Below are 20,019 nucleotides of genomic sequence, written 5' to 3' on the forward strand. Positions count from 1 at the left end.
CGCCCCGCCGCGTCCGCGCTCAGGGCCGCAGCGCGCGGACGCTCTCCTCCACCACCGTCTCCAGCGGGGTCGCCGCCACCGCCAGCGTCTCCCGCGTCACCGTCGAGTCGAGCAGCAGCGGCCGGTCGTACAGGTAGCCCATCTCCTCCACCTCGGCGAGGATCTCGTTGCCGGAGCGGGCCAGTTCCGCCCGGGAGACCTCGGTGAGCGCCGGCTCCGGCGCCCCGGCCGCCTTCGCCAGCCGCCCGGCCAGCTCGCGGGCGGACACCTCGGAGGTGCTGGGCACGTGCCAGGCCCGGCCCCAGGACGTCTCGTTGCGCGCGGCGGCGACCAGGGTGGCGGCCACGTCGCCGACGTAGCTCCAGCTGTGCGCCGCGTCCAGGTCGGCGGGGTAGCCCACCCGCTCGCCGGCCACCACGGCGGGCACCACGGTGAAGGCGAACAGCGACGTGGCACCGCGGCCGACGAAGTCGCTGGCCCGCACCTCGGTGACGCGCGCCCGGCCCGCCTCGTGGGCGGCCAGCGCGTCCGCCCACAGGGCCGCCCGCAGCGTGCCCTTGCGGCTGCTCGGAGCGGCCGGCAGGTCCTCGGTGAGCGGGCCGGCCACCGGTCCGTAGCCGTAGACGTTGCCGAGCATGACGTAGCCCGCGCCGGTCCGCTCGGCGGTGGTCAGCAGGGCGGCGGCGAGCGGCGGGAACTCGGTCAGCCAGCGGTGGTACTGCGGGGCCGCGCAGTTGATCAGCGAGTGCGCGCCCTCGACGAGCGCGGTGAGGGCGTCGGCGTCGGTGGCGTCGGCGGCGACCCGCTCGATGCCCGGGTGCTCGGGACCGCTGCCCCGCCGGGTGACCAGGCGGACCTGCTCACCCTCCCCGGCCAGGCGCAGGGCGGTGGCGGTACCGGTCGGGCCGGCGCCGGTGACGACGTGGAAGGACATGGAAGGCTCCTTGGTTGCCTGAGGGGTGGTGGCGCCGGACTGCGCGGCGCCGTGATCAACTCTCGGCCAGGGCCCCGCCGCGCGGCAGGGCTCCGGCTGCCAAGGTTCCGGAGGTTCTGGCCATGCCCTCGTCCGCGCCCACGCCCGCCCCCTCGGGCGTCCACCGGATCGCGGTCGTCGCCGTGCCGCCGGTCACCGCCTTCGACCTCACCATCCCCGACATCGTCTTCGGCTCCGCCGAAGTGGACGGCCGCCCGGCCTACCAGGTGCGGATCTGCACCGTCGAGCCCGGCCCGGTGGCGAGCACCGGCAGCCTCCAGGTCGTCGTCCCGCACGGCCTGGACGCGATCAGCACGGCCGACACCGTCCTCGTCACCGGATCGGCGTCCCGGGCCGACGCCGACGAGCGGATCCTGGCGGCCCTGCGCACCGCGGCCGGCCGGGGCGCGCGGATGGCCTCGATCTGCACCGGCGCCTTCGTGCTCGCCCAGGCCGGACTGCTCGACGGGCACAGCGCCACCACCTACTGGGTGCAGGCGGGCGCGCTGGAGCACCGCTTCCCCAACGTCCGGGTGCTGCCCCAAGCGCTGTTCGTCGACGACGGCCCGGTGCTCACCTCGGCCGGGCTCACCGCCGGCATCGACCTGTGCCTGCACATGGTGCGCACCGACCACGGCGCGGCGGTGGCCAACGCGGTGGCCCGGCTGGCGGCGGTCTCGGCGGTCCGCGACGGCGGCCAGGGGCAGGTCCTGCCGACGCCGGTGGCCGCCCCGGACGGCAGCTCGCTCGCCGCCACCCGGGCCTGGGCCCTCGCCCGGCTCGCCGAGCCGCTCACCCTGGCCGGACTGGCCGCGCACGCGGGGGTGAGCGTGCGCACCCTCAACCGCCGCTTCCAGGCCGAGACCGGGACCACCCCGCTGCAGTGGCTGCTCACCCAGCGCCTCGAACAGGCCCGGGAGCTGCTGGAGTCCACCGAGCTGGCGGTCGAGCGGGTCGCCGCCCGCACCGGCTTCGTCACCCCCGACTCGCTGCGCCGCCACCTCCTCCAGCGGGTCGGCATGACCCCACGCGCCTACCGCGCGCACTTCACCCGCCCGACGGCCCGCGCGGGCGGCTGAGCGCGCGACCGACCGCCGTCCGACGGGCTGTTCGGCGACGGCCCCGGGCGGGCACGCTGAGCGCATGGAACAGGGCGATGCGGTGGCCGCCGTGGTGCTGGCCGCCGGGGGCGGACGGCGGCTGGGCGGACGGCCGAAGGCACTGCTCCGCTACCGGGGCCGGCCGCTGGTGGAGCACGCGGCGGCGGTGGCCCGGGCGGGCGGCTGCCGGGAGGTGACGGTGGTGCTGGGCGCGGACCGGGCACGGGTGCGGTCGACGGCGCACCTGCCGGGCTGCCGTCTGGTGGCCAATCCGGACTGGGAGAGCGGCATGGGCTCCTCGTTGCGCACCGGTCTGGCCGCGCTGCCGGCCCGCTCCTCGGCCGCGCTGGTGATGCTGGTGGACACCCCGGGGGTGAGCCCGGCCGCGGTGGCCCGGCTGCTGGCCGCGCACCGGGGCGGGGCGGAGCTGGCCGCCGCCGCGTACGAGGGGCGGCGCGGGCATCCGGTGCTGATCGGCGCCCGGTACTTCGCCGCGGCGCTCGCCGCCGCACACGGCGACGCGGGGGCGCGCGCCCTGCTGGCGGCGCACCCGGACGAGCTCGTCCTCGTCGAGTGCGCCGACGTCGCCGCCCCGGACGATCTGGACACCCCGGCCGACCTCGCCCGCTGGGGCGCGGGGTGACTCACGGGGCGGACCGGGCCGCACGCGTTCACCCCGGTCCGCCCCGGGAACGGCCCCGGCTCCCACGCGAGGGGGAGTCCTCTCCTCCTCACCGCCGATCGATCGAGCGCACACCCCTGATTCCTCCCTGAGGATTGCCGCATTCCGCGCCGTGTCCGGCGGGTTTCGGGGAGCATGGGACACGTCACCCACCCCCGACTCGAACGGACGGTGCCCGCCATGCCCGGACTGCCCGACGACTTCACCGGACACGACCCGGCCGGCCGCGGCCCGGGGGCGGCGGGTGGCGCCCGGGCGATCCGCTGCCCCGCCTGCCGACGGGAGCACCTCTACGAACCGCCGTCACTACCCTGCCCCTGCGGCGCCTCGCTCAAGGTGCCGCTACTGCGCGGCGGGGTGCCGGTGCAGGTGCGCTTCCGGTCCTGGGAGGACTCCTGGCTGAGCATGCGCTGTCCGCACTGCGGGCGCTCCGACCAGTGGCCGCAGCCCGAGTTCACCTGCAACTGCGGAGCCACCGTGCGGCTCCCGGTGGACCGGACGACCCGGCTGGGCGGCTCCACCGCCGGTCCGCTGGGCACCGCCGCCGGCCCGCGGGCCTCCCACCCGCACCCGACGCGGCCCGCGCACTCGCTGGACGCCCCCGCCGCGGCACCACCCGCCACGGGCGCGGGCACCCCGGCGGCGCCCTGGCGGCGGCGCGCGCCGTTCCGCCCGCACCCGGTGCGGACCTCGCAGGACGCGGTGTTCACCGCGGCCCGCTACCTGGAATGGCTGGGCTTCGACGACCTGGAGCTGACGGAGGCCCAGGAGCGGGACGGGGTCACCCTGCTGGGCAGCCGGATGGTCGCCCAGGTGGACACCTGGACCGAGCCGGCGGACGTGAAGTCGGTCGAGTGCCTCTGGCTGCAGACCCTGCACGCGGAGGAGATGGCCGCCGCGATGTTCACTCTTGCGGGCTACTCGCACCAGGCCACGGTGCGCGGGGAGCAGCTGCTGGTCGCCCTGTTCAGCCTGGACCTGGCGGGTGTGCCGCAGCCCGCGAACGGCGCCGCAGAGGCTCTGATGGAGACCGGCTGGACGTCCTGAGGCCCGTTCGGGCCCCGGCCGCCCGCCCGCTGATCGTTTAGACGAAAACCCGGCCGAGCGCAACAACCTCCGCTCGTGATCTGGTGCACAAGCTCGCCCCCGTGTTGAATTGCCGCCACAACGCGGGCCTGTGGCGCGTCATGCCACGAGTGGGGAGGGGCCCGCTTTCCTGCTGGATGGCGCACACAAGGAGGTGGCGTTGTCGGAGCACGGATGGGGCCCTAGTGGCCGGGACGCACGGGGGCCGGCGGCGCCTCCGGAGCCGGGGGACACCGTATGGCGGTTACGGTCCCGGGCGTGCTGGCGGGAGGCCGCCGAGCTGTTGCGGCCGACCGCCGAGCGCGACCCGTCAGCGGCGCTCGTCAGGGCCGAACTGCTGATCGAGCAGTGCCTGTTCACCGCCGCCCACTGGGGTCAGGCCGAGCAGGCGCTGCGACTGGCCGAGGCCGTCGCGGCGACCACCGAGCAGCGCGCCTCGGCGGCCTGCGCCCGGGGCTTCCTGGCGTACGTGGCCAGCGTGCTCGGTGCCCGCGACCGGCTGGACGAGGCACAGGCGGCGCTCGGCCGCACCTCGGCCCTGCTGCCGCCGGACGCACCGGGCCGGCCACTGCTGGACTTCCGCCGGGGGCTGGTCGCGGAGAACCTGCTGCGCGACCCGACGGCGGCCTGGATCGCCTACCGGCGGGCGCACGACGGCGCGGGCGAGCGGGGCGACGAACTGCTGCGCTCGTCGACCTGGCGGCACCTGGCCGCGCTGGCGCTCGCGGCGGGGGACCGCGAGCGAGCGTGGGAGGGGTTCGACGCCTCGCTGCGGCTGCGCGAGCAACTGGGCTTCACGGTGGGGGTGGCGCCGGCGCTGGCGGCACTGGCCGAGGTGTCCGAGCCGGCCGAGGCCACACGGCTGCGGGCGGAGGCGGCCCGGTTGGTGCAGGCCCTCGGAGGCGTACCGGTCTGGCTCGCGCGCCAGCTCGGTGCGGGGCGCGCGCCGGGCGCCCCCTCGGACGGACGCGTCGAGAGGCAGAGCCAGGGGCCGATCAGCTAAGGTGAGGCTAACCTGGCCGGGTCGAGCAGTGACCCGGCCGGGTCAGCCTTGCCGTTCCCGGGCTCCGCCGGGCCCGGCCGGCCGGGCCCGGACGTACGGCGCAGCGGTGTCACGGCACGCCCCGGCCGGGCACGGACCGGACGGTCCGGTCGGCCCGGTCGACCCGAGGGGCACGACCATGACCGCGAGCAGCGCCCGACCCGCCGCCGAACGGGCCGACCCCACCACCCGCCGCCACGGCCCCGCCCCCTCCCTCACCACCGCTCCCCCGCGCACCGCCCCGGAACCGGTGGCCGCCGCACACGTCCACCGGCCCGACCAGGCCGGCGCCGAGGTCCCCTTGCCACCCGGGTCGGGCGTCTACCGGCGGCTCGGCGAGGTGGTTCCCGAGCTGCGGGTGCGGTGTGCGCCGCCGCGTTCCGGGCGGGGGTGGATCGCGGGGGCGCAGCTGACGGCCGACCCGGACGCACTGCGGGAGTTGGTCGCGCACGACGCCCGGCAGGGCCTGGCCCGCTACGGCCGGGCGCTGCGGCCGGACGTGGCGGCCGGCATCGGGCTGCACCGGTTCGTCTGGCAGGCCTCGCTGCTGTTCACCCTGCCGTGGTTCCTGGAGCGCCGGGTGCCGCTGCTCGCGCCCGCCGATGTCTCGGTCCGCCGCCGCAGCGGCGAACTGACGGTCAGCCAGGACGCCTTCGTCTGCCTGTCGCACGATCCGGCGGCGGTCCGGGCGGCGCGGACGGTGGCCGACGAGACCGCGCTGGCCGCCGAACTCCGGGCGGCGCTCGCGGACTTCCTCACCCCGGTGCTGACGGCCTTCCGTCCGGAGGTGCGGCGCGGGCCGCGCACGCTCTGGGCGATGGCCACGGACTCGGTGGTGGAGGGCCTCTGGTACGTCGGCCGGCGGCTCGGCGAGGAGGAGCGCGTACGGACGGAACTCACCGCGCTGTTCGGCGCGGACGGACCCGGCGCGCCGGAGTGCGCGCCCTTCACGCCGGGCGCCGGGTTCACCGCTCCGGCGCCCGGCTCCCCGGCGCGCATCGAACAGTCCGAGCGATGCCGGGCCAGTTGCTGCCTCGTCTACACGGCGCGGATCGAGGCGATGTGCGCGGGCTGCCCCCGCGTCGCGCGGGTTTGACGGAGTTCTACGCAGGCCGGCGCGGGCCGGACCGGGACCTTCGACGGGTCCGGAATTCCCGGCTCCCCTTTTCTCATATCAATATGACGGCACGACTTATCCCCCGGCAGAAATCCCTCGCTCCGGTGCATTGACAGGAAATCAGCCGCTCTCCGACCGCGCATCCGCCATGATGGTCCCCGCCATCACGGCGCAGGAATCGCGGCGCGGGAAAACGCAGGAAAGCGAGGCTGGTCCAGGCGATGAAATTGTCCGACATACCGCTGGGTTGGGCCGTCACCGGCGTCGCGGTGCTGCTGCTCACCGCACTCCTGGTGGCCCTGGCCCGGTACCGGGGAGGCACCGGCGGCGGGAGCGGAGCGGACTCCTGGGAGCGGGCCGAGGAGCGCCGCCGCCGCAAGGAGTCCCTGTACGGCGGGGCCTCCTACACCCTGCTGTTCTGCTGCGCGGCCGTGGCCGCCGCGCTCTCCTTCCACGGCCTGGTCGGCTTCGGGGTGCAGAACCTCAACCTGTCCGGCGGCTGGGAGTACCTGGTGCCGTTCGGCCTGGACGGGGCCGCGATGTTCTGCTCGGTGCTCGCGGTGCGCGAGGCCAGCCACGGCGACGCGGCGCTCGGCTCCCGGCTGCTGGTCTGGCTGTTCGCCGGTGCCTCGGCCTGGTTCAACTGGGTGCACGCCCCGCGCGGCTTCGGCCACGCCGGCGCGCCGCAGTTCTTCGCGGGGATGTCGCTCTCGGCCGCCGTGCTGTTCGACCGGGCGCTCAAGCAGACCCGCCGCGCCGCGCTGCGCGAGCAGGGGCTGGTCCCCCGACCGCTGCCGCAGATCCGGATCGTCCGCTGGCTGCGCGCCCCGCGCGAGACCTACGCCGCCTGGTCGCTGATGCTGCTGGAGAACGTCCGCAGCCTGGACGAGGCGGTCGAGGACGTCCGCAACGACAAGCGTGAGCGGATCCGGGAGAAGGAGCGCCGCAGGCTGGCGGGGCGCCGCGAGCGGGCCGAGATCCGGGCGATCAACCGCACCAACAGCGTCTGGCGCCAGCGCGGCGGCGGAGCTCCCCCGGCGGCGCCCCGGCAGCTGGAGTCCGGCCCGGAGTCCGCCAGGGCGGCCGGCGCCGACGGGCCCGGCGCCGGGGGCGCGGCCGCCCAGCCCGGCCTGCCGGCCGGGCCCGAGCGGCGCACCGTCGACCTCACGACCGAGCAGAACACCGCGGCCCTGCCCCGGCTGGATTTCCTGGAGCAGAAGCTGAACGACCTGGAGCAGCAGTTCGGCTGACGCCCCGGAACCGCTGAACGCCCGCCCGTCGAGCGCCCGCCGAACGTCAGTCCGCGGGCGTCACGCTGAGCTCGAACCACATCCGCTTGCCCGTCCCCCGGGGCTCCACGCCCCAGCCGTCGGCCAGCGCCTCGACCAGCATCAGCCCGCGCCCGGACGACGCCTGCTCCCCCGGGGTGCGGCGGGTCGGCCAGAGGTCCGACTCGTCCTCCACCTCGACCCGCAGCCGCGCCCGGCCGCCGTCCGCGACCGGCTCCCGGTAGAGGCGGGCGGTGAACATGGCGTCCCGGTCGGTGTGCCGGATGGCGTTGGTGACCAGCTCGGAGGAGAGCAGTTCGGCGGTGTCGATCAGCTCGGCCACGCCCCAGCGGCGCAGCGCGTCCCGCAGCTCGGCGCGGACCTCCGAGATCCGGGCGAGGTCGGCCTGGCCGATCCGGCGGCGCAGCTGCTGCGCGGCCAGGCCGCCCTCGGGGCCGTCCCAGCGCAGCAGGAGCAGCGCTATGTCGTCCTCGCGCTCGCTGGAGTCGGCGGCCTGCGAGGCGATCCGGTCGGCGAGCTCGTCCAGCGGGTCGCGGCCACTCGCGGCGGGGCTCGCGAGCGGCTCGGCGAGCACCGCGGTGAGCCGGGCGATGCCCTCGTCGAGGTCCATGCCGCGCGCCTCGACCAGGCCGTCGGTGCAGAGCAGCACGGTCTCGCCCGGGTCGAGGCTGAACCGGGTGACCCGGTACTCCTCGTCCGGGGCGATGCCGAGCGGCAGCCCGCCGGCCACCGGGACGGTGGTGGCGGTGCCGTCGCCGCGCCGCACCACCGGGTCGAGGTGGCCGGCCCGGACGGCGTAGACCACGCCGTAGTCGACGTTGACCTCGGCGTAGGTGCAGGTGGCGAAGTGGTCGGTGTCGAGGTCGGCGAGGAAGCGCGAGGCCCGGGCCATCACCGCGGCGGGCGGGTGGCCCTCGGCGGCGTAGGCGCGCAGCGCGATCCGCAGCTGGCCCATGATGCCGGCCGCGTGCACGTCGTGGCCCTGGACGTCGCCGATCACCAGGCCGACGTGGCCGCCGGGCAGCGGCACCACGTCGTACCAGTCGCCGCCGATCTGCAGGCCGGAACCGGCCGCCAGGTAGCGGACGGCGGTGGTGACGCCCGGCACGGACGGCACGGTGCGCGGCAGCATGACGCGCTGGAGGCCGGCCGCCAGTTCGTGCTCGGCGTCGTGCAGCCGGGCCCGGGCCAGGGACTGCGCGACCAGGCCGCCGAGGGTGGAGAGCAGGGTGCGCTCGTCGGCGTCGAGCCGGCGGTCGTCATCGAAGCTGACCACGCAGAGGCCGATCGCCCGGCCGCTGGCGACCAGCGGCAGGAAGGCCCAGGAGCTGCGGGTGGTGCGGCGGGCCTGCTCCCAGACGTCCGGGTAGCGCTCGCGGTACTCCTCGCGGCTGGCGCAGAACACCGGGGCGCGGCCGCGCAGCGCCTCGGCGGCGGGGTGGCTCGGCGGCAGCACCGAGCGGTCGTAGCCGGCCAGCTCCTCGGTGGGGTAGCCGGAGGCACCGAGCATCTGCACCCGGCCGGCCTCGAAGGAGGCGAGCACCAGGCCGTCCGGCGGCAGGCCGGGCAGCGGCAGCTCGGTGAAGACCCGGGCGACGTCCCGCACGGTGACCGCCTCGGAGAGCGCGCGGGCGGCCTCCTTGATGAAGCGGGAACGCTCCTCGCGCAGCAGGGCGAGCCGGTCGGCGCGGTCGCGTTTGTGCAGCTCGACGGTGGCGTCCCAGACGAAGCCGACCATCCGGGAGGCGCGGCCGAAGGCGTCGGCGAGGACCCGGCCGCGGAACCGGACGGCCCGGGTGGCACCGCCCCGGCCGACCGTCCGGTAGTAGGCACCGCACTGGCCGAGTTCGGCGACGGCGCGTTCGACCCGGCGGCGCACCACGGGGGCGTCCTCGGGGTGGAGCAGGGCCAGGAAGGAGGCGGAGGTGCGGTCGAAGCGGCCCTTCTCGGCGGTGTCGAGGCCGACGATGGCGCAGGCCCGCTGGTCACCCTCCAGGACGTCGCGGCGGATGTCCCAGTCGAACGAGCCGATGCCGTTGGCCGCCATCGCGGGTTCGAGCCAGTCCGGTGTGGAGTCACCCGGGGAGAGCGGCAGACCACCGGAGAGCATCGGCGCCAGCCGACCGGCCGCCAGGCCGGGGGCGGTGCGCAGCGGGTGCCGCCGGACCGCCTGCGCGGGGGGTCTGGCCCGCCCGGAGCCGGTCGTGGTCGGACCGGCGGGAAGGGCCGGCCCCGGTGACTCGGGCTCTGTGGGCATGCTGCTCCTGCCGCTGCCGTGGCGGACCGCGCCGACCGTCCGGACGGGCCGCGTGGCGGGTGGTGGGTGGTGCTCGACGGTCGCGCGCCCATGGGCGGTCATCGGTCGAGGTGGTCTTTCCCCGCCGCTTCTCGCACGTGGGCACACATTCCCACCATCCTGGCCAATGTTCGGCCGAGCGGCAATGGCAACGGGCCGGAAACCTTGTCGCGTGCCTTCACTTCCGGGCATCGTTCGACAGCGAACGGTGCTCGTACGACAAACGGCGCGCGATGGGGGGCCGAACGGTGAGCCGCGGACGGGAATCGGCGAACCGCGGTCCGCGGGCGGCGGCTCAGGCGCCGACGATGCCCAGTTCGAACCAGGTGACCTTGCCGTCGCCGCGCAGCTGCACGCCCCAGGAGTCGGCGAGCGCCTCGACCAGCATCAGCCCGCGGCCGGAGGTGGCGTACTCCGCGTCCTGGTCGCGGCGGCGGCCGGGCAGCCGGGCCGTGCCGTCCTGGACCTCGATGCGCAGCCGCTGGTCACCGGTGAGCACCGCGTCGAAGACCGCGCCCTGGCCGGTGTGCTGCAACGCGTTGGTGACCAGTTCGGAGGTGAGCAGCTCGGCGGTGTCGGCCAGCTCGGGCACGCCCCACACGCCGAGCGCGGCGCGCAGCCGGCGGCGGACCGCGCCGACGCCGACCAGGTCGGCGGCCTCCAGTGCCAGGTGGAGCCGGCGGTTGAGCGCACACCCGGGCGCCGGTACGCCCGGGCGGGTGACGCCGGGCACGCCCAGCGCGTTCACGGGGCCCGTGGTGCCCGCCGGGGCGCCCTGGCCGGTTCCGGTCACCCGGAAGGCGCCCCCCGAACTCGTTCGCTGCCGCGGGAATCGCGACTGACCGTCCATCACCCCTGCCCCCGCCCTCGCTCCGGGTCACCGGTCCGGTATCCCCCGCCGGCCGGTCGGCCCACTTGGTACTGACCAATCATCCTCATGCCCAGCTTTCGGCATTTGGAACAGCACCCAGGCGATCACCTGGGGTGAAAGGGGCACGGGGCGGTTCACGTGATCCAACTGCCCCCGCCGGACAGGTTTGCGAAGCGTACGGGCGGTTTTCGGTCTCCGGCGCCGCCGCCCCGGCGTTCCGCCGAGCCGATCGCCGCGGGAGCGGCAAGGCTGGACAGGGCGGACCGCTCCGGGTTCAATGACCGGAGATGTTTGAACGCCGTTCTAACGTTTTTCCCCCTCACCCGGCGACCGCGAGCGAGGAACCGTGCGACTGACCCCCACCGAGCGGGACCGGCTGCTGATCTTCACAGCAGCCGAGCTGGCCCGCGCCCGCCGCGCCCGAGGCGTCCGCCTCAACATCCCCGAGGCGACCGCGCTGATCGCCGACACCGTCTGCGAGGCCGCCCGGGACGGCCGGCGCCTCGCCGAGGCCATCGAGGCCGGCCGCTCCGTGCTCACCGCCGACGACGTGCTGCCCGGCGTGCCCGACGTGGTCACCGTGGTCCAGGTGGAGGCGGTCTTCGACGACGGCACCCGCCTCGCCGTGGTCAACGACCCGTTCCGGGGCGCCGGCTCGCTCGGCGACGAGGCCCCCGGCAGCGCGCTGCTCGGCGACGGCGCCGGCTACGACCCGGTCGAGGAGACCGTGGTCCTGCCCGTCCACAACACCTCCGGGGTGCCGATCTCGGTCACCTCGCACTTCCACTTCTTCGAGGCCAACCCGCGCCTGGCCTTCGACCGCGCCGCCGCCTACGGCACCCACCTGGCGATCCCGGCCGGCTCCTCGGTGCGCTTCGACCCGGGCGCCACCGTCGAGGTCGGCCTGGTGCCGATCGGCGGCGCGCGGGTCGCGATCGGCTTCGCCGGCCTGGTCGACGGCCCGCTGGACGCCCCCGGCGCCAAGGAGGCCGCGCTGACCAAGGCCCGCGCCACCGGTTACCTCATCCACTTCGACGACGCGGAGGTCGAGTCGTGACGTCCATCACCCCGCTCGACTACATCTCCGTGCACGGCCCCCGGGCCGGCGACCGGATCCGGCTCGGCGACTCCGGGCTGATCGTCCGCGTCGAGTCCGACTCGCAGACCCCGGGCGACGAGTTCCTGGCCGGCTTCGGCAAGACCGCCCGCGACGGCCTGCACCTCAAGCCCGCCGCCGTCCGCGACACCTGCGACGTGGTGATCAGCAACGTCCTGGTGATCGACGCCGTCCAGGGCATCCGCAAGACCTCGATCGGCCTGATCGCCGGCCGGATCGCCTCGATCGGCCGGGCCGGCAACCCGGACACCATGGACGGCGTCGACGTGGTCGTCGGCACCGGGACGACGATCGTCTCCGGCGAGGGCATGATCGCCACCGCGGGCGCCATCGACACCCACGTCCACCTGCTGTCGCCGCGGATCATGGAGGCCTCGCTCGCCTCCGGCGTCACCACGATCATCGGCCAGGAGTTCGGCCCGGTCTGGGGCGTCGGCGTCAACTCGCCGTGGGCCCTGCGGCACGCCTTCAACGCCTTCGACGCCTGGCCGGTCAACATCGGCTTCCTCGGCCGCGGCTCCTCCTCCGACGAGGCCCCGCTGATCGAGGCCCTCGCCGAGGGCGGCGCCTCCGGCTTCAAGGTGCACGAGGACATGGGCGCCCACACCCGCGCCCTGGACACCGCGCTGCGGGTCGCCGAGGAGTACGACGTCCAGGTCGCCCTGCACACCGACGGCCTCAATGAGTGCCTGTCCGTCGAGGACACCCTCAAGGTGCTGGAGGGCCGGACCATCCACGCCTTCCACATCGAGGGCTGCGGCGGCGGCCACGTCCCCAACGTGCTCAAGATGGCGGGCGTGCCGAACGTCATCGGCTCCTCCACCAACCCCACCCTGCCGTTCGGCCGGGACGCGCTGGGCGAACACTTCGACATGATCGTCTCCGCGCACGACCTCAAGACCGACCTGCCCGGCGACGCCGCGATGGCCCGCGACCGGATCCGGGCCGGCACGATGGGCGCCGAGGACGTGCTGCACGACCTGGGCGTCATCGGCATCACCTCCTCCGACGCCCAGGGCATGGGCCGGGCCGGCGAGACCGTGCGCCGCACCTTCGCCATGGCCGGCAAGATGAAGGCCGAGCTCGGCCCGCTCGACGGCGGCTTCGGGACCGTCGAGAGCGGGGACGACAACGAGCGCGTCCTGCGCTACATCGCCAAGCTGACCATCAACCCCGCCATCGCCCACGGCCTGGCCCACGAGGTCGGCTCGATCGAGATCGGCAAGCTGGCCGACATCGTGCTGTGGCGCCCGGACCACTTCGGCGCCAAGCCGCAGCTGGTCCTCAAGGCGGGCTTCCCCGCCTACGGCGTGGTCGGCGACCCCAACGCCTCCACCGACCGCTGCGAGCCCCTCGTACTGGGCCCGCAGTTCGGCGCGCACGGCGCCACCGCCGCCGACATCTCGGTCGCCTTCGTCGCCCAGGCCGCCGCCGACGGCGCGTACCTCGACCGCCCCGCCGACGGCCTGCCCACCCGGCGCCGGCGCGTGGGCGTCCGGGGCACCCGCGGCATCGGCCCGCGCGACATGGTGCGCAACGCCCGGGTCGGCCGCGTCGAGGTCACCGAGACCGGCCTGGTCTCGCTCGACGGCGCCCCGCTGCGCTCCGAGCCCGCCGACAGCGTCTCGCTCAGCCGCCTCTACTTCCTCTGACCCTCCCCCGCCCCACCGAAGGACGCCGCGATGACCACCCCCGCCCCCGCCTCGCTCGGCTACCGGATGCCCGCCGAGTGGCACCCGCACGACCGCACCTGGATGGCCTTCCCGACCGACAACCCGACCTTCGACACGCCCGAGCACCTGCACGCGGCGCGCGAGGCCTGGGCGAACGTCGCCAACACCATCGTGCGGTACGAGCCGGTCACCCTGGTCGTGAACACCGGTGAGACGGCGGAGGCCCGCAAGTACGTCGCCGACGCGGTCGAGATCGTGGAGCGGCCGCTGAACGACGCCTGGATGCGCGACATCGGCCCGACCTTCCTGGTCGACGGCAAGGGCGGGGTGGCCGCCACCGACTGGATCTTCAACGGCTGGGGCGCGCAGTCCTGGGCCCGCTGGGACAAGGACCAGCACATCGCCGAGCACATCGCCGGGCTGACCGAGGTCCGGCGCTTCGCCTCCAGGCTGATCAACGAGGGCGGCGGCATCCACGTCGACGGCGAGGGCACGGTGCTCGTCACCGAGACCGTCCAACTCGGCGAGGGCCGCAACGCCGACTGGACCAAGGAGCAGGTCGAGGCCGAGCTGCACGCCTTCCTCGGCACCACCAAGGCGATCTGGCTGCCGCGCGGGCTCACCCGCGACTACGACGAGTTCGGCACCCGCGGCCACATCGACATCGTCGCCTCCTTCGTCCGCCCCGGCGTCGTCGTCGCCCACGTCCAGCCGGACCCGGCGCACCCCGACCACGAGGTGTGCCGGGAGCTGGTGGCGATCCTGCGGGCCTCCACCGACGCCCAGGGCCGCCCGCTGGAGGTCGTCGAGCTGCCCGCCCCCACCGTCCTGCTGGACGAGGAGGGCGAGCCGGTCGACTACTCGTACATCAACCACTACGTCGCCAACGGCGCCGTGGTGCTGTGCGCCTTCGACGACCCGCGCGACCAGGAGGCCGCCGCCGTCCTGGCCGAGGCCTACCCCGGCCGCACGGTCGAGCTGGTCGACGCCCGGGAGATCTTCGCCAACGGCGGCGGCATCCACTGCATCACCCAGCAGCAGCCGAAGGCCTGACCCCCTCGGGTTCTAGCGGTGGTACCTCCCCAGGTCGTCGGTGGTGAGTCCGTGGGAGCTGTGCATCGCGATCGAGCTGTAGGAGGAGCGGAGGGCCCGTAGCCGGGCCAGCCGCTCCTGCTCGGTCAGCAGGCCGTCGAGGTTCTCGGTCGGGCCGTTGCGGCGCCGGTGCAGGTACACCGTCAGGCCGGTCACCAGGACGGCGAGACCGGCGAACAGGGCGATCATCGTGGCCATCGGCCACCCCCTCGGGTCGGAAATCCCCCGGTCGGCACCCCGATCGGTACGTACCCGCAGGAGCGGGGCGTCGAAACGGCCGACGTCCCGCTCCGTGGCCGCCCGGCCACGGCCGGTATCGTGAAGGCCCCCTTGAGTCCGGAGGAGCAGCACCGATGGCCGACGCCCGCCCGCGCCGACCGGCCCGCCCCCGCGAGGAGGTCTTCGCCACCGCGCGCGCCGCCATCGCCGAGCACGGGCTCGCCAAGCTCACCATGGCCGGCCTCGGCCGCCGGCTCCAGATGAGCGCCGGGCACCTGCTCTACTACTTCGGCAGCAAGGACCAGCTGCTGCTGGAGACCCTGCGGTGGAGCGAGGAGCAGCTCGGCACCCGCCGCCGGGCGATGCTCGCCGACGGCGGCCGCGACGTGCGGCAGCGGCTGGCGGAGTACACCGGGCTGTACCTCCCGGAAGGCCCGGGGGACCCGCGCTGGATCCTCTGGGTCGAGGTGTGGGGGCGTTCCCCCGCCAGCGAGGAACTGCGGCAGGGGCAGCTGGAGATCGAGGCGCCCTGGCAGGCCGACCTGGTCGCGCTGATCGAGGAGGGCACCGCCGCCGCCCGCTTCGCCCCGGGCGACGCCGCCGAGCGCGCCATCCAGATCCGCGCCCTGCTGGACGGCCTCGCCGTCCCGCTCGCCCTCGGCCTGCCCGGCGCCGCCCGCCCCCGCGCCCACCACCTCGCCACCACCGCCTGCGGCACCCTGCTCGGCACCGTGCCGGCCTGAAGGCCTGGGCGAGGATCCGGGGGCTACGGCTGCGCCGGATCGCCGAGCAGCTTGCGCCGTTCCCGGCGGTCGGGGTGGCGGACGACCACTCCCGCCATGCCGCCGGACCCGGTGAGCCGGATCAGCGGGCCGGGAGCCGACCGGACGTGGTCCTGTCCTTGAGGCCACCGAGGCCGGGATCCATGCCGCTGGTGTCCGTGGCCCAGGCGTCGGGGATGACGATCGTGACACCGGCCATCTCCCCGTACGCCTCCACGACGATCTCCGCGCGGCGGCACTCGACCCGGGTGAAGTCGAGCTTCACGCCCCCGAGTCCTCCGTGGGCGATCACGCGCCTGGGAACCTCCCAGCGCCCGGGACCGCGAGACGCTCCGGACATGCCGCCCTTGAGCACCAGCGGCGGTCCGCTCTCCGCGGGCTTCGGGCCGGGCAGATCGGCGGTCAGGACCGCCAGCTCACCGTGGGTCTTCGCCTTCAGCGCCCCCTCCAGGCGCGTGTCCAGCTCGTCGAGGTCGATACGCCCCTCGGCTGCCGCGTCGCGCAGCAGCTCCACCACCGCCTCCCGGTCGGCGTGGGACGCGCGGAGTCCACCCGGGGGAAGGGGGCGCGGAGAGCTTTCCGGAAGCTGGGCGGTCATGGCCGCAAGGATAGAAGGACAGACGGCCGGCGGACCGAACGGACCTGGACGGGTGGCGGGGCCGGAGGGCTACTCCGTCCAGATCGCGGCGGCGGTGCGGTCGTCGGCGTAGCCCTTGGCGCGGACCTGGACCTGGCGGAGGAAGTCGACGGTGCCCGGGGGGTGCGGGTGGGCCCAGTGGGAGGCCAGGAAGTGCGCGACCGCCGGTTCGTCGGCGATCGGGCGGGCCAGGCCGGGGGTGCAGAGCAGCAGGATGTCACCCGGCGTCGCCGGGACCATCCGGTAGCGGAACGGGCTCGAACCCGGTGCCGGGGGCTCCGGCGCCGGCGGCTGGCCGTCGGGCTGGTGCAGCAGTCGGGCCGCGTAGGCGTCGATCCAGTGACCGGACCGCAGCAGGTACAGGCCGCCCGGGCCGACCCCGAACGCCGCCCGGTGGCCGGCCGTCGGGTCGAGCGAGACCAGCAGGCAGTGCAGCGAGGCCGGGGACGGCTCGCCATCCGCGGTGTCCGTGTCGTCAACGGCGCTCTCCGGCGCCAGGGCCCGCAGCGGGGCGACGGAACTCAGCACGAGCCGCTGGAGGCCGTAGCGCAGCCGGTCACGGGCGCCGTCGCGCAGGTCGGCGGCCAGGTTCTCGCGGCTGCGGCCGACCGCGCCGGCGAGCTGACGGCAGGCCTCGGCGGTTGCGGTGGCGACCGCCTCGGCGGTGGGTCCCGGGTGGTCGAAGCCGCCGAGCACGGCGAGCAGCAGGCCGTCCGCTCCCTCGCCGAACCGGGTCACCAGCAGCGAGTCCCGCCGGGTCTCACCCCGGTGGCGGGCGGAGTCACCGCGGACGGAGGCCGCCCGCAGGGTGGTGGCGCCGTACTGGGCGCCTTCCAGCACGGTGTCGGCGACGACGCCGCCCAGCGCGCCGGGGTCGGCCTCGGGGACGGCGGTCGGTTCGGGACCGTAGGTGGGCGGGCGCTCGCCCACGTGCGGCACGGTGGGCGCGGCCTCGGCCCGCCCGGGCCGGGCGGCCGGGCGCGGCGCGGGCGGTTCGGCGGCGGGCGGCTCGGGCTCGACGGCCTCGGCGGCGGGCGGTTCGGCGGCGGGCGGCTCCGGTTCAACGGCCGGCTCCGGCTCAGGTTCCGGTTCCGGTTCCGGCTCCGGGACGGGGGCGGACGCCGGAGCCGACGCGGCCTCGGGCTTCGGGCGCGGTTCGGGTACCCGGGCGTCCGCCGCCCAGAAGGGGGCGGGGAAGCGGCGCGTCTCGTCGGCCGCCGGAGCTGCGGTCACCGGCACCTCGGCGGCCGCCGGCTCAGCAGCCGGCGACTGCGGGGCGATCACACCGGCGGCGGTGTCGAACCAGTCGTCGATGCTGTCCCGCTCCAGCACCTCCTCGCCGGCCGGGGCCACCGGCCCGGCCTCCGGCGCCTCACCGGCCTCCGGCGCCTCACCGGCCGCCGTCGTCTCCTCGGCGGGCGCGCTCCGCTGCTGCCCGATGAGGCCGGCCGCCGTCTCGAACCAGTCGTCGACGCTGCCCTCCCCCGACTCGGCGTCCGGGGTGTCGGGCAGGGTGCCGGCCGGGCCCGCGTAGACCGTGTCCCACCAGCCGTCGTCCGGCCGGTGGTGCTGCTGCGCGGGTGCACCCTGCTTGGTCATCTGGCGGCTCCTGGTCGCTGGCTCGACGTCATTGTCCCGAAGGGCCGGGGCGCTGTCCGGGTTTCGACGACAACCGAACCCACATCGGCCGATATCGATCACCGGTTTCGCTGCCCGTTTCGTTTCTGTTCCTCCCGCAGTCGACCGAACCGCCCCGACCAGGGCGTTTCCGGGGCATTAGGAAGCCTCCGCCCTCGAAAATGAGGGCCGAGGAAAGGGCTCGCATCACTCGTTCGGCTGATTAAATGTGCGCATGACCGTGTCGGCCCCCAGCAACCCCCGACCGGGGAGGGCCGCACTCGTGGTCCGCCCGGTGGGCACGCTGTGGATCCTGCTGCTGGTCGGGCTGCTGATGGCGCTGCCCTGCACGGCGCACGCCAAGGCGGTCACGGCCGAACGGCCGGGCCTCCCGGTGACCGTCCCGGCCGACCCCCCGGTGGGTCCCCCGTCCGGCGTGACCGCGATCCCGGCCGACGTCGAGGCCGGCGTCCCGTCCCAACTCCACGGCTCCGCCGCCACCGGTCCGGCCACCGCGCCGCAGACCCTCGGCGACCGGATCCGCGCGGAGAGCCACCGGCACTGGACCTGGTGCTCGGTCGACGGCGATCCGCCGCACCGCAACAACGGCTGCTCCAGCCACCCGTACTGCGCCCAGGACGCCCAGCTCCCCAACCCGCCGCCGCAACCGCAACCCGCGGCGGCGCCTCTGACGGAAACCCCCGAGGCGCAGCCCCGGGTGGTGCCCGCCGGGCTGCTGGTCGGCCCGCACCCCGCGCCCGACCTGCACGAACTCCAAGTACACCGGTCCTGAGCGGAACCCGCCGCCGGGCGCTGCCCTCCCCCGCCGACCACCGTGTCACCGGGCGGGCGGGACCGACGGATCCGCACCTTCCCGTCACTTCTTTCAGACCGCCGCGCCCGATGCGCGGTGGGGACTAGGACACCACATGGGTTCCGCCTCCAAGCAGACGCAGCCGAACAAGGCCCAGAGCAACAAGCCGAGCGCCAAGCAGGCGAGCAACGACCGCCGCGCCCGGATCGCCGAGCTGCGCGCCGCCGAGCAGCGCCGCGACCGCCGCAACAAGATCCTCGCCGGTTCGGTCGCCGGTGTGCTGGTGATCGCGGCGATAGCCACCGGCACCTGGATCGTGGTCGACGCCAACAAGGACAAGAAGGCCAAGGAGGCCGCCGCGGCGGCCCCGATCGACGGCGTGCAGACCTTCGGCGACCTGACCCGCAACCATGTCAAGGAGAAGGTCACCTACCCGCAGACCCCGCCGGTCGGCGGCGACCACAACGCGGTCTGGCTGGACTGCATGGGCACCGTCTACGACCAGCCGGTCGAGAACGAGCGCGCCGTCCACTCGCTGGAGCACGGCGCGGTCTGGGTGACCTACAACGGCAAGGCCACCCCGGACGACATCAAGGTCCTCTCCGACAAGGTGAAGGCCACCCCGTACTCGCTGATGAGCCCGTACCCGGACGAGCAGGGCACCATCACCCTGAGCGCCTGGTCGACCCAGCTCACCGTGGACAGCGCGAGCGACCCCCGGGTGAACCAGTTCTTCACCAAGTACGTCCAGGGCAAGCAGACCCAGGAGCCGGGCGCCTCCTGCACGATGGGCGCGATGTGACCGCCGCCGAGGAGAACACGGAGCACGCCCCGGAGAGCGCCGACCACTCCGCGCAGGACGCGGACCGCGCGGCCGCGCGCCGGCGGATCTGGTGGCCGGCCGCGCTGGCCGCCGCGCTCGCCCTCGCCCTCGGTGTGCCGGCCCTGGTGGCGGGCGGCACCTCCGCCTCCGGGACGTCCTCGCTCAGCGTTCCGGCCGACGGCTCCCCGGAGGCCGGGTTCGCCCGCGACATGTCGACCCACCACCAGCAGGCGGTGGACCTGTCGTTCATCGTCCGCGACCGGACGTCGGACGAGCCGACCCGCACCCTGGCCTTCGACATCATCAACACCCAGGCCAACCAGCGCGGCATGATGATGGGCTGGCTCGACCAGTGGGGGCTCACCCAGCACTCCACGGCCAAGCCGATGGCCTGGATGACGGCGATGGGCGGCCACGGCCACGGCGCCGACTACCAGGCGCACGACGGCTCGCTGATGCCCGGAATGGCCACCAACGCGCAGCTCGCCAAGCTCCGTTCGCTGAGCGGCCGGGACGCCGAGGTGCTCTACCTGCAGCTGATGGTGGAGCACCACAAGGGCGGCGTGGAGATGGCCCAGGGCTACGTCGACATGGCGCACAACGACGCGGAGAAGCGGCTCGCGCTGTCGATGGTGGTCGGCCAGAGCTCGGAGATCGAGCTGATGACCGACATGCTCAAGGAGCGCGGCGCCGCCCCGGGCGTGCCCGCCTCCTGAGGCACCGCGGCTCGCACGGCCGGGGCGGTGAACGGAACTCCGTTCACCGCCCCGGCCGTTGTCGTCCCCGCCG

The 20,019-nt window shown here is 75.0% G+C and carries 18 protein-coding genes and 1 pseudogene; 13 read left to right on the forward strand and 6 right to left on the reverse strand.

Annotated features, from left to right (window positions below; all coding sequences use genetic code 11):
- Positions 1 to 19: 19 nt before the first annotated feature.
- Positions 20 to 934: an NAD-dependent epimerase/dehydratase family protein gene (locus tag ACFVVU_RS04795; protein ID WP_387788402.1), complete on the reverse strand. Its 915-nt coding sequence runs from the start codon at positions 932 to 934 to the stop codon at positions 20 to 22.
- Positions 935 to 1,056: 122 nt separating this feature from the next.
- Here ACFVVU_RS04795 and ACFVVU_RS04800 point away from each other — a divergent pair, with 122 nt between their 5' ends.
- From ACFVVU_RS04800 to ACFVVU_RS04825, 6 genes are all read left to right on the forward strand, one after another.
- The gene (locus ACFVVU_RS04800; protein ID WP_387788403.1) at positions 1,057 to 2,052 is read left to right on the forward strand and encodes a GlxA family transcriptional regulator; all 996 of its coding nucleotides are present in this window, start codon (positions 1,057 to 1,059) and stop codon (positions 2,050 to 2,052) included.
- 64 nt (positions 2,053 to 2,116) lie between these two features.
- Positions 2,117 to 2,716, forward strand: coding sequence for an NTP transferase domain-containing protein (locus ACFVVU_RS04805; protein WP_380682912.1), 600 nt, complete (start codon positions 2,117 to 2,119; stop codon positions 2,714 to 2,716).
- Positions 2,717 to 2,935: 219 nt separating this feature from the next.
- Positions 2,936 to 3,802 (forward strand): hypothetical protein, encoded by an 867-nt coding sequence (locus tag ACFVVU_RS04810; protein ID WP_380682911.1) that lies wholly within the window; start codon positions 2,936 to 2,938, stop codon positions 3,800 to 3,802.
- 322 nt (positions 3,803 to 4,124) lie between these two features.
- Positions 4,125 to 4,844, forward strand: a complete 720-nt coding sequence (locus tag ACFVVU_RS04815; protein ID WP_380714873.1) for a hypothetical protein — start codon at positions 4,125 to 4,127, stop codon at positions 4,842 to 4,844.
- Positions 4,845 to 5,022: 178 nt separating this feature from the next.
- Positions 5,023 to 5,979: a (2Fe-2S)-binding protein gene (locus tag ACFVVU_RS04820; RefSeq protein WP_380683785.1), complete on the forward strand. Its 957-nt coding sequence runs from the start codon at positions 5,023 to 5,025 to the stop codon at positions 5,977 to 5,979.
- A gap of 242 nt (positions 5,980 to 6,221) precedes the next feature.
- A complete protein-coding gene (locus ACFVVU_RS04825) occupies positions 6,222 to 7,250 on the forward strand; it encodes a DUF2637 domain-containing protein (protein WP_380683786.1) in 1,029 nt (342 codons plus the stop codon).
- 46 nt (positions 7,251 to 7,296) lie between these two features.
- Here the strand turns inward: ACFVVU_RS04825 and ACFVVU_RS04830 are convergent, their stop codons facing one another.
- Together ACFVVU_RS04830 and ACFVVU_RS04835 are read right to left on the reverse strand one after the other, a co-directional pair.
- Positions 7,297 to 9,546, reverse strand: a complete 2,250-nt coding sequence (locus tag ACFVVU_RS04830; RefSeq protein WP_380683787.1) for a SpoIIE family protein phosphatase — start codon at positions 9,544 to 9,546, stop codon at positions 7,297 to 7,299.
- A 334-nt stretch (positions 9,547 to 9,880) separates the two neighbouring features.
- On the reverse strand, positions 9,881 to 10,333 hold the full coding sequence (locus ACFVVU_RS04835) for an ATP-binding protein (RefSeq protein WP_380683788.1): 453 nt from the start codon (positions 10,331 to 10,333) through the stop codon (positions 9,881 to 9,883).
- A gap of 469 nt (positions 10,334 to 10,802) precedes the next feature.
- On the opposite strand from ACFVVU_RS04835, the gene ACFVVU_RS04840 reads away from it, so the two are divergent.
- Genes ACFVVU_RS04840 through ACFVVU_RS04850 form a run of 3 tightly spaced genes read left to right on the forward strand, consistent with a single transcriptional unit; the run spans position 10,803 to position 14,299 of the window.
- Positions 10,803 to 11,513 carry an urease subunit gamma gene (locus ACFVVU_RS04840; RefSeq protein ID WP_387788404.1) on the forward strand — a complete coding sequence of 237 codons (711 nt, stop codon included), beginning with the start codon at positions 10,803 to 10,805 and terminating at the stop codon, positions 11,511 to 11,513.
- Positions 11,510 to 13,225 (forward strand): urease subunit alpha, encoded by a 1,716-nt coding sequence (locus ACFVVU_RS04845; RefSeq protein WP_380683790.1) that lies wholly within the window; start codon positions 11,510 to 11,512, stop codon positions 13,223 to 13,225. Before ACFVVU_RS04840 ends, ACFVVU_RS04845 begins: the two co-directional genes overlap by 4 nt.
- A 30-nt stretch (positions 13,226 to 13,255) precedes the next feature.
- A complete protein-coding gene (locus ACFVVU_RS04850; protein WP_380683791.1) occupies positions 13,256 to 14,299 on the forward strand; it encodes an agmatine/peptidylarginine deiminase in 1,044 nt (347 codons plus the stop codon).
- Between the two features lie 12 nt (positions 14,300 to 14,311).
- On the opposite strand, the gene ACFVVU_RS04855 is transcribed toward ACFVVU_RS04850, so the two are convergent.
- Positions 14,312 to 14,536: a hypothetical protein gene (locus ACFVVU_RS04855; protein WP_387788405.1), complete on the reverse strand. Its 225-nt coding sequence runs from the start codon at positions 14,534 to 14,536 to the stop codon at positions 14,312 to 14,314.
- A 155-nt stretch (positions 14,537 to 14,691) separates the two neighbouring features.
- Here ACFVVU_RS04855 and ACFVVU_RS04860 point away from each other — a divergent pair, with 155 nt between their 5' ends.
- On the forward strand, positions 14,692 to 15,300 hold the full coding sequence (locus ACFVVU_RS04860) for a TetR family transcriptional regulator C-terminal domain-containing protein (RefSeq protein ID WP_387788406.1): 609 nt from the start codon (positions 14,692 to 14,694) through the stop codon (positions 15,298 to 15,300).
- Between the two features lie 23 nt (positions 15,301 to 15,323).
- On the opposite strand, the pseudogene ACFVVU_RS04865 reads toward ACFVVU_RS04860, so the two are convergent.
- Together ACFVVU_RS04865 and ACFVVU_RS04870 are read right to left on the reverse strand one after the other, a co-directional pair.
- Positions 15,324 to 15,937: pseudogene (locus ACFVVU_RS04865) on the reverse strand (DUF1707 domain-containing protein).
- Positions 15,938 to 16,006: 69 nt separating this feature from the next.
- Positions 16,007 to 17,575 carry a hypothetical protein gene (locus ACFVVU_RS04870; protein WP_387788407.1) on the reverse strand — a complete coding sequence of 523 codons (1,569 nt, stop codon included), beginning with the start codon at positions 17,573 to 17,575 and terminating at the stop codon, positions 16,007 to 16,009.
- 253 nt (positions 17,576 to 17,828) lie between these two features.
- On the opposite strand from ACFVVU_RS04870, the gene ACFVVU_RS04875 reads away from it, so the two are divergent.
- From ACFVVU_RS04875 to ACFVVU_RS04885, 3 genes are all read left to right on the forward strand, one after another.
- Positions 17,829 to 18,386, forward strand: a complete 558-nt coding sequence (locus ACFVVU_RS04875; protein WP_380683796.1) for a hypothetical protein — start codon at positions 17,829 to 17,831, stop codon at positions 18,384 to 18,386.
- A 136-nt stretch (positions 18,387 to 18,522) separates the two neighbouring features.
- On the forward strand, positions 18,523 to 19,209 hold the full coding sequence (locus ACFVVU_RS04880) for a DUF3105 domain-containing protein (protein ID WP_380683797.1): 687 nt from the start codon (positions 18,523 to 18,525) through the stop codon (positions 19,207 to 19,209).
- Positions 19,206 to 19,946 carry a DUF305 domain-containing protein gene (locus ACFVVU_RS04885; RefSeq protein WP_380683798.1) on the forward strand — a complete coding sequence of 247 codons (741 nt, stop codon included), beginning with the start codon at positions 19,206 to 19,208 and terminating at the stop codon, positions 19,944 to 19,946. The genes ACFVVU_RS04880 and ACFVVU_RS04885 overlap by 4 nt, the downstream gene beginning before the upstream one ends.
- Positions 19,947 to 20,019 lie beyond the last annotated feature (73 nt).

The organism is Kitasatospora sp. NPDC057965 (assembly GCF_042887135.1).
Classification (GTDB): domain Bacteria; phylum Actinomycetota; class Actinomycetes; order Streptomycetales; family Streptomycetaceae; genus Kitasatospora.

Coding starts and splice junctions, on each gene's coding strand:
- ACFVVU_RS04795 (WP_387788402.1), bottom strand. CDS start 934: ATGTCCTTCCACGTCGTCACCGGCGCCGGCCCGACCGGTACCGCCACC.
- ACFVVU_RS04800 (WP_387788403.1), top strand. CDS start 1,057: ATGCCCTCGTCCGCGCCCACGCCCGCCCCCTCGGGCGTCCACCGGATC.
- ACFVVU_RS04805 (WP_380682912.1), top strand. CDS start 2,117: ATGGAACAGGGCGATGCGGTGGCCGCCGTGGTGCTGGCCGCCGGGGGC.
- ACFVVU_RS04810 (WP_380682911.1), top strand. CDS start 2,936: ATGCCCGGACTGCCCGACGACTTCACCGGACACGACCCGGCCGGCCGC.
- ACFVVU_RS04820 (WP_380683785.1), top strand. CDS start 5,023: ATGACCGCGAGCAGCGCCCGACCCGCCGCCGAACGGGCCGACCCCACC.
- ACFVVU_RS04825 (WP_380683786.1), top strand. CDS start 6,222: ATGAAATTGTCCGACATACCGCTGGGTTGGGCCGTCACCGGCGTCGCG.
- ACFVVU_RS04830 (WP_380683787.1), bottom strand. CDS start 9,546: ATGCCCACAGAGCCCGAGTCACCGGGGCCGGCCCTTCCCGCCGGTCCG.
- ACFVVU_RS04850 (WP_380683791.1), top strand. CDS start 13,256: ATGACCACCCCCGCCCCCGCCTCGCTCGGCTACCGGATGCCCGCCGAG.
- ACFVVU_RS04855 (WP_387788405.1), bottom strand. CDS start 14,536: ATGGCCACGATGATCGCCCTGTTCGCCGGTCTCGCCGTCCTGGTGACC.
- ACFVVU_RS04860 (WP_387788406.1), top strand. CDS start 14,692: ATGGCCGACGCCCGCCCGCGCCGACCGGCCCGCCCCCGCGAGGAGGTC.
- ACFVVU_RS04870 (WP_387788407.1), bottom strand. CDS start 17,575: ATGACCAAGCAGGGTGCACCCGCGCAGCAGCACCACCGGCCGGACGAC.
- ACFVVU_RS04875 (WP_380683796.1), top strand. CDS start 17,829: ATGACCGTGTCGGCCCCCAGCAACCCCCGACCGGGGAGGGCCGCACTC.
- ACFVVU_RS04880 (WP_380683797.1), top strand. CDS start 18,523: ATGGGTTCCGCCTCCAAGCAGACGCAGCCGAACAAGGCCCAGAGCAAC.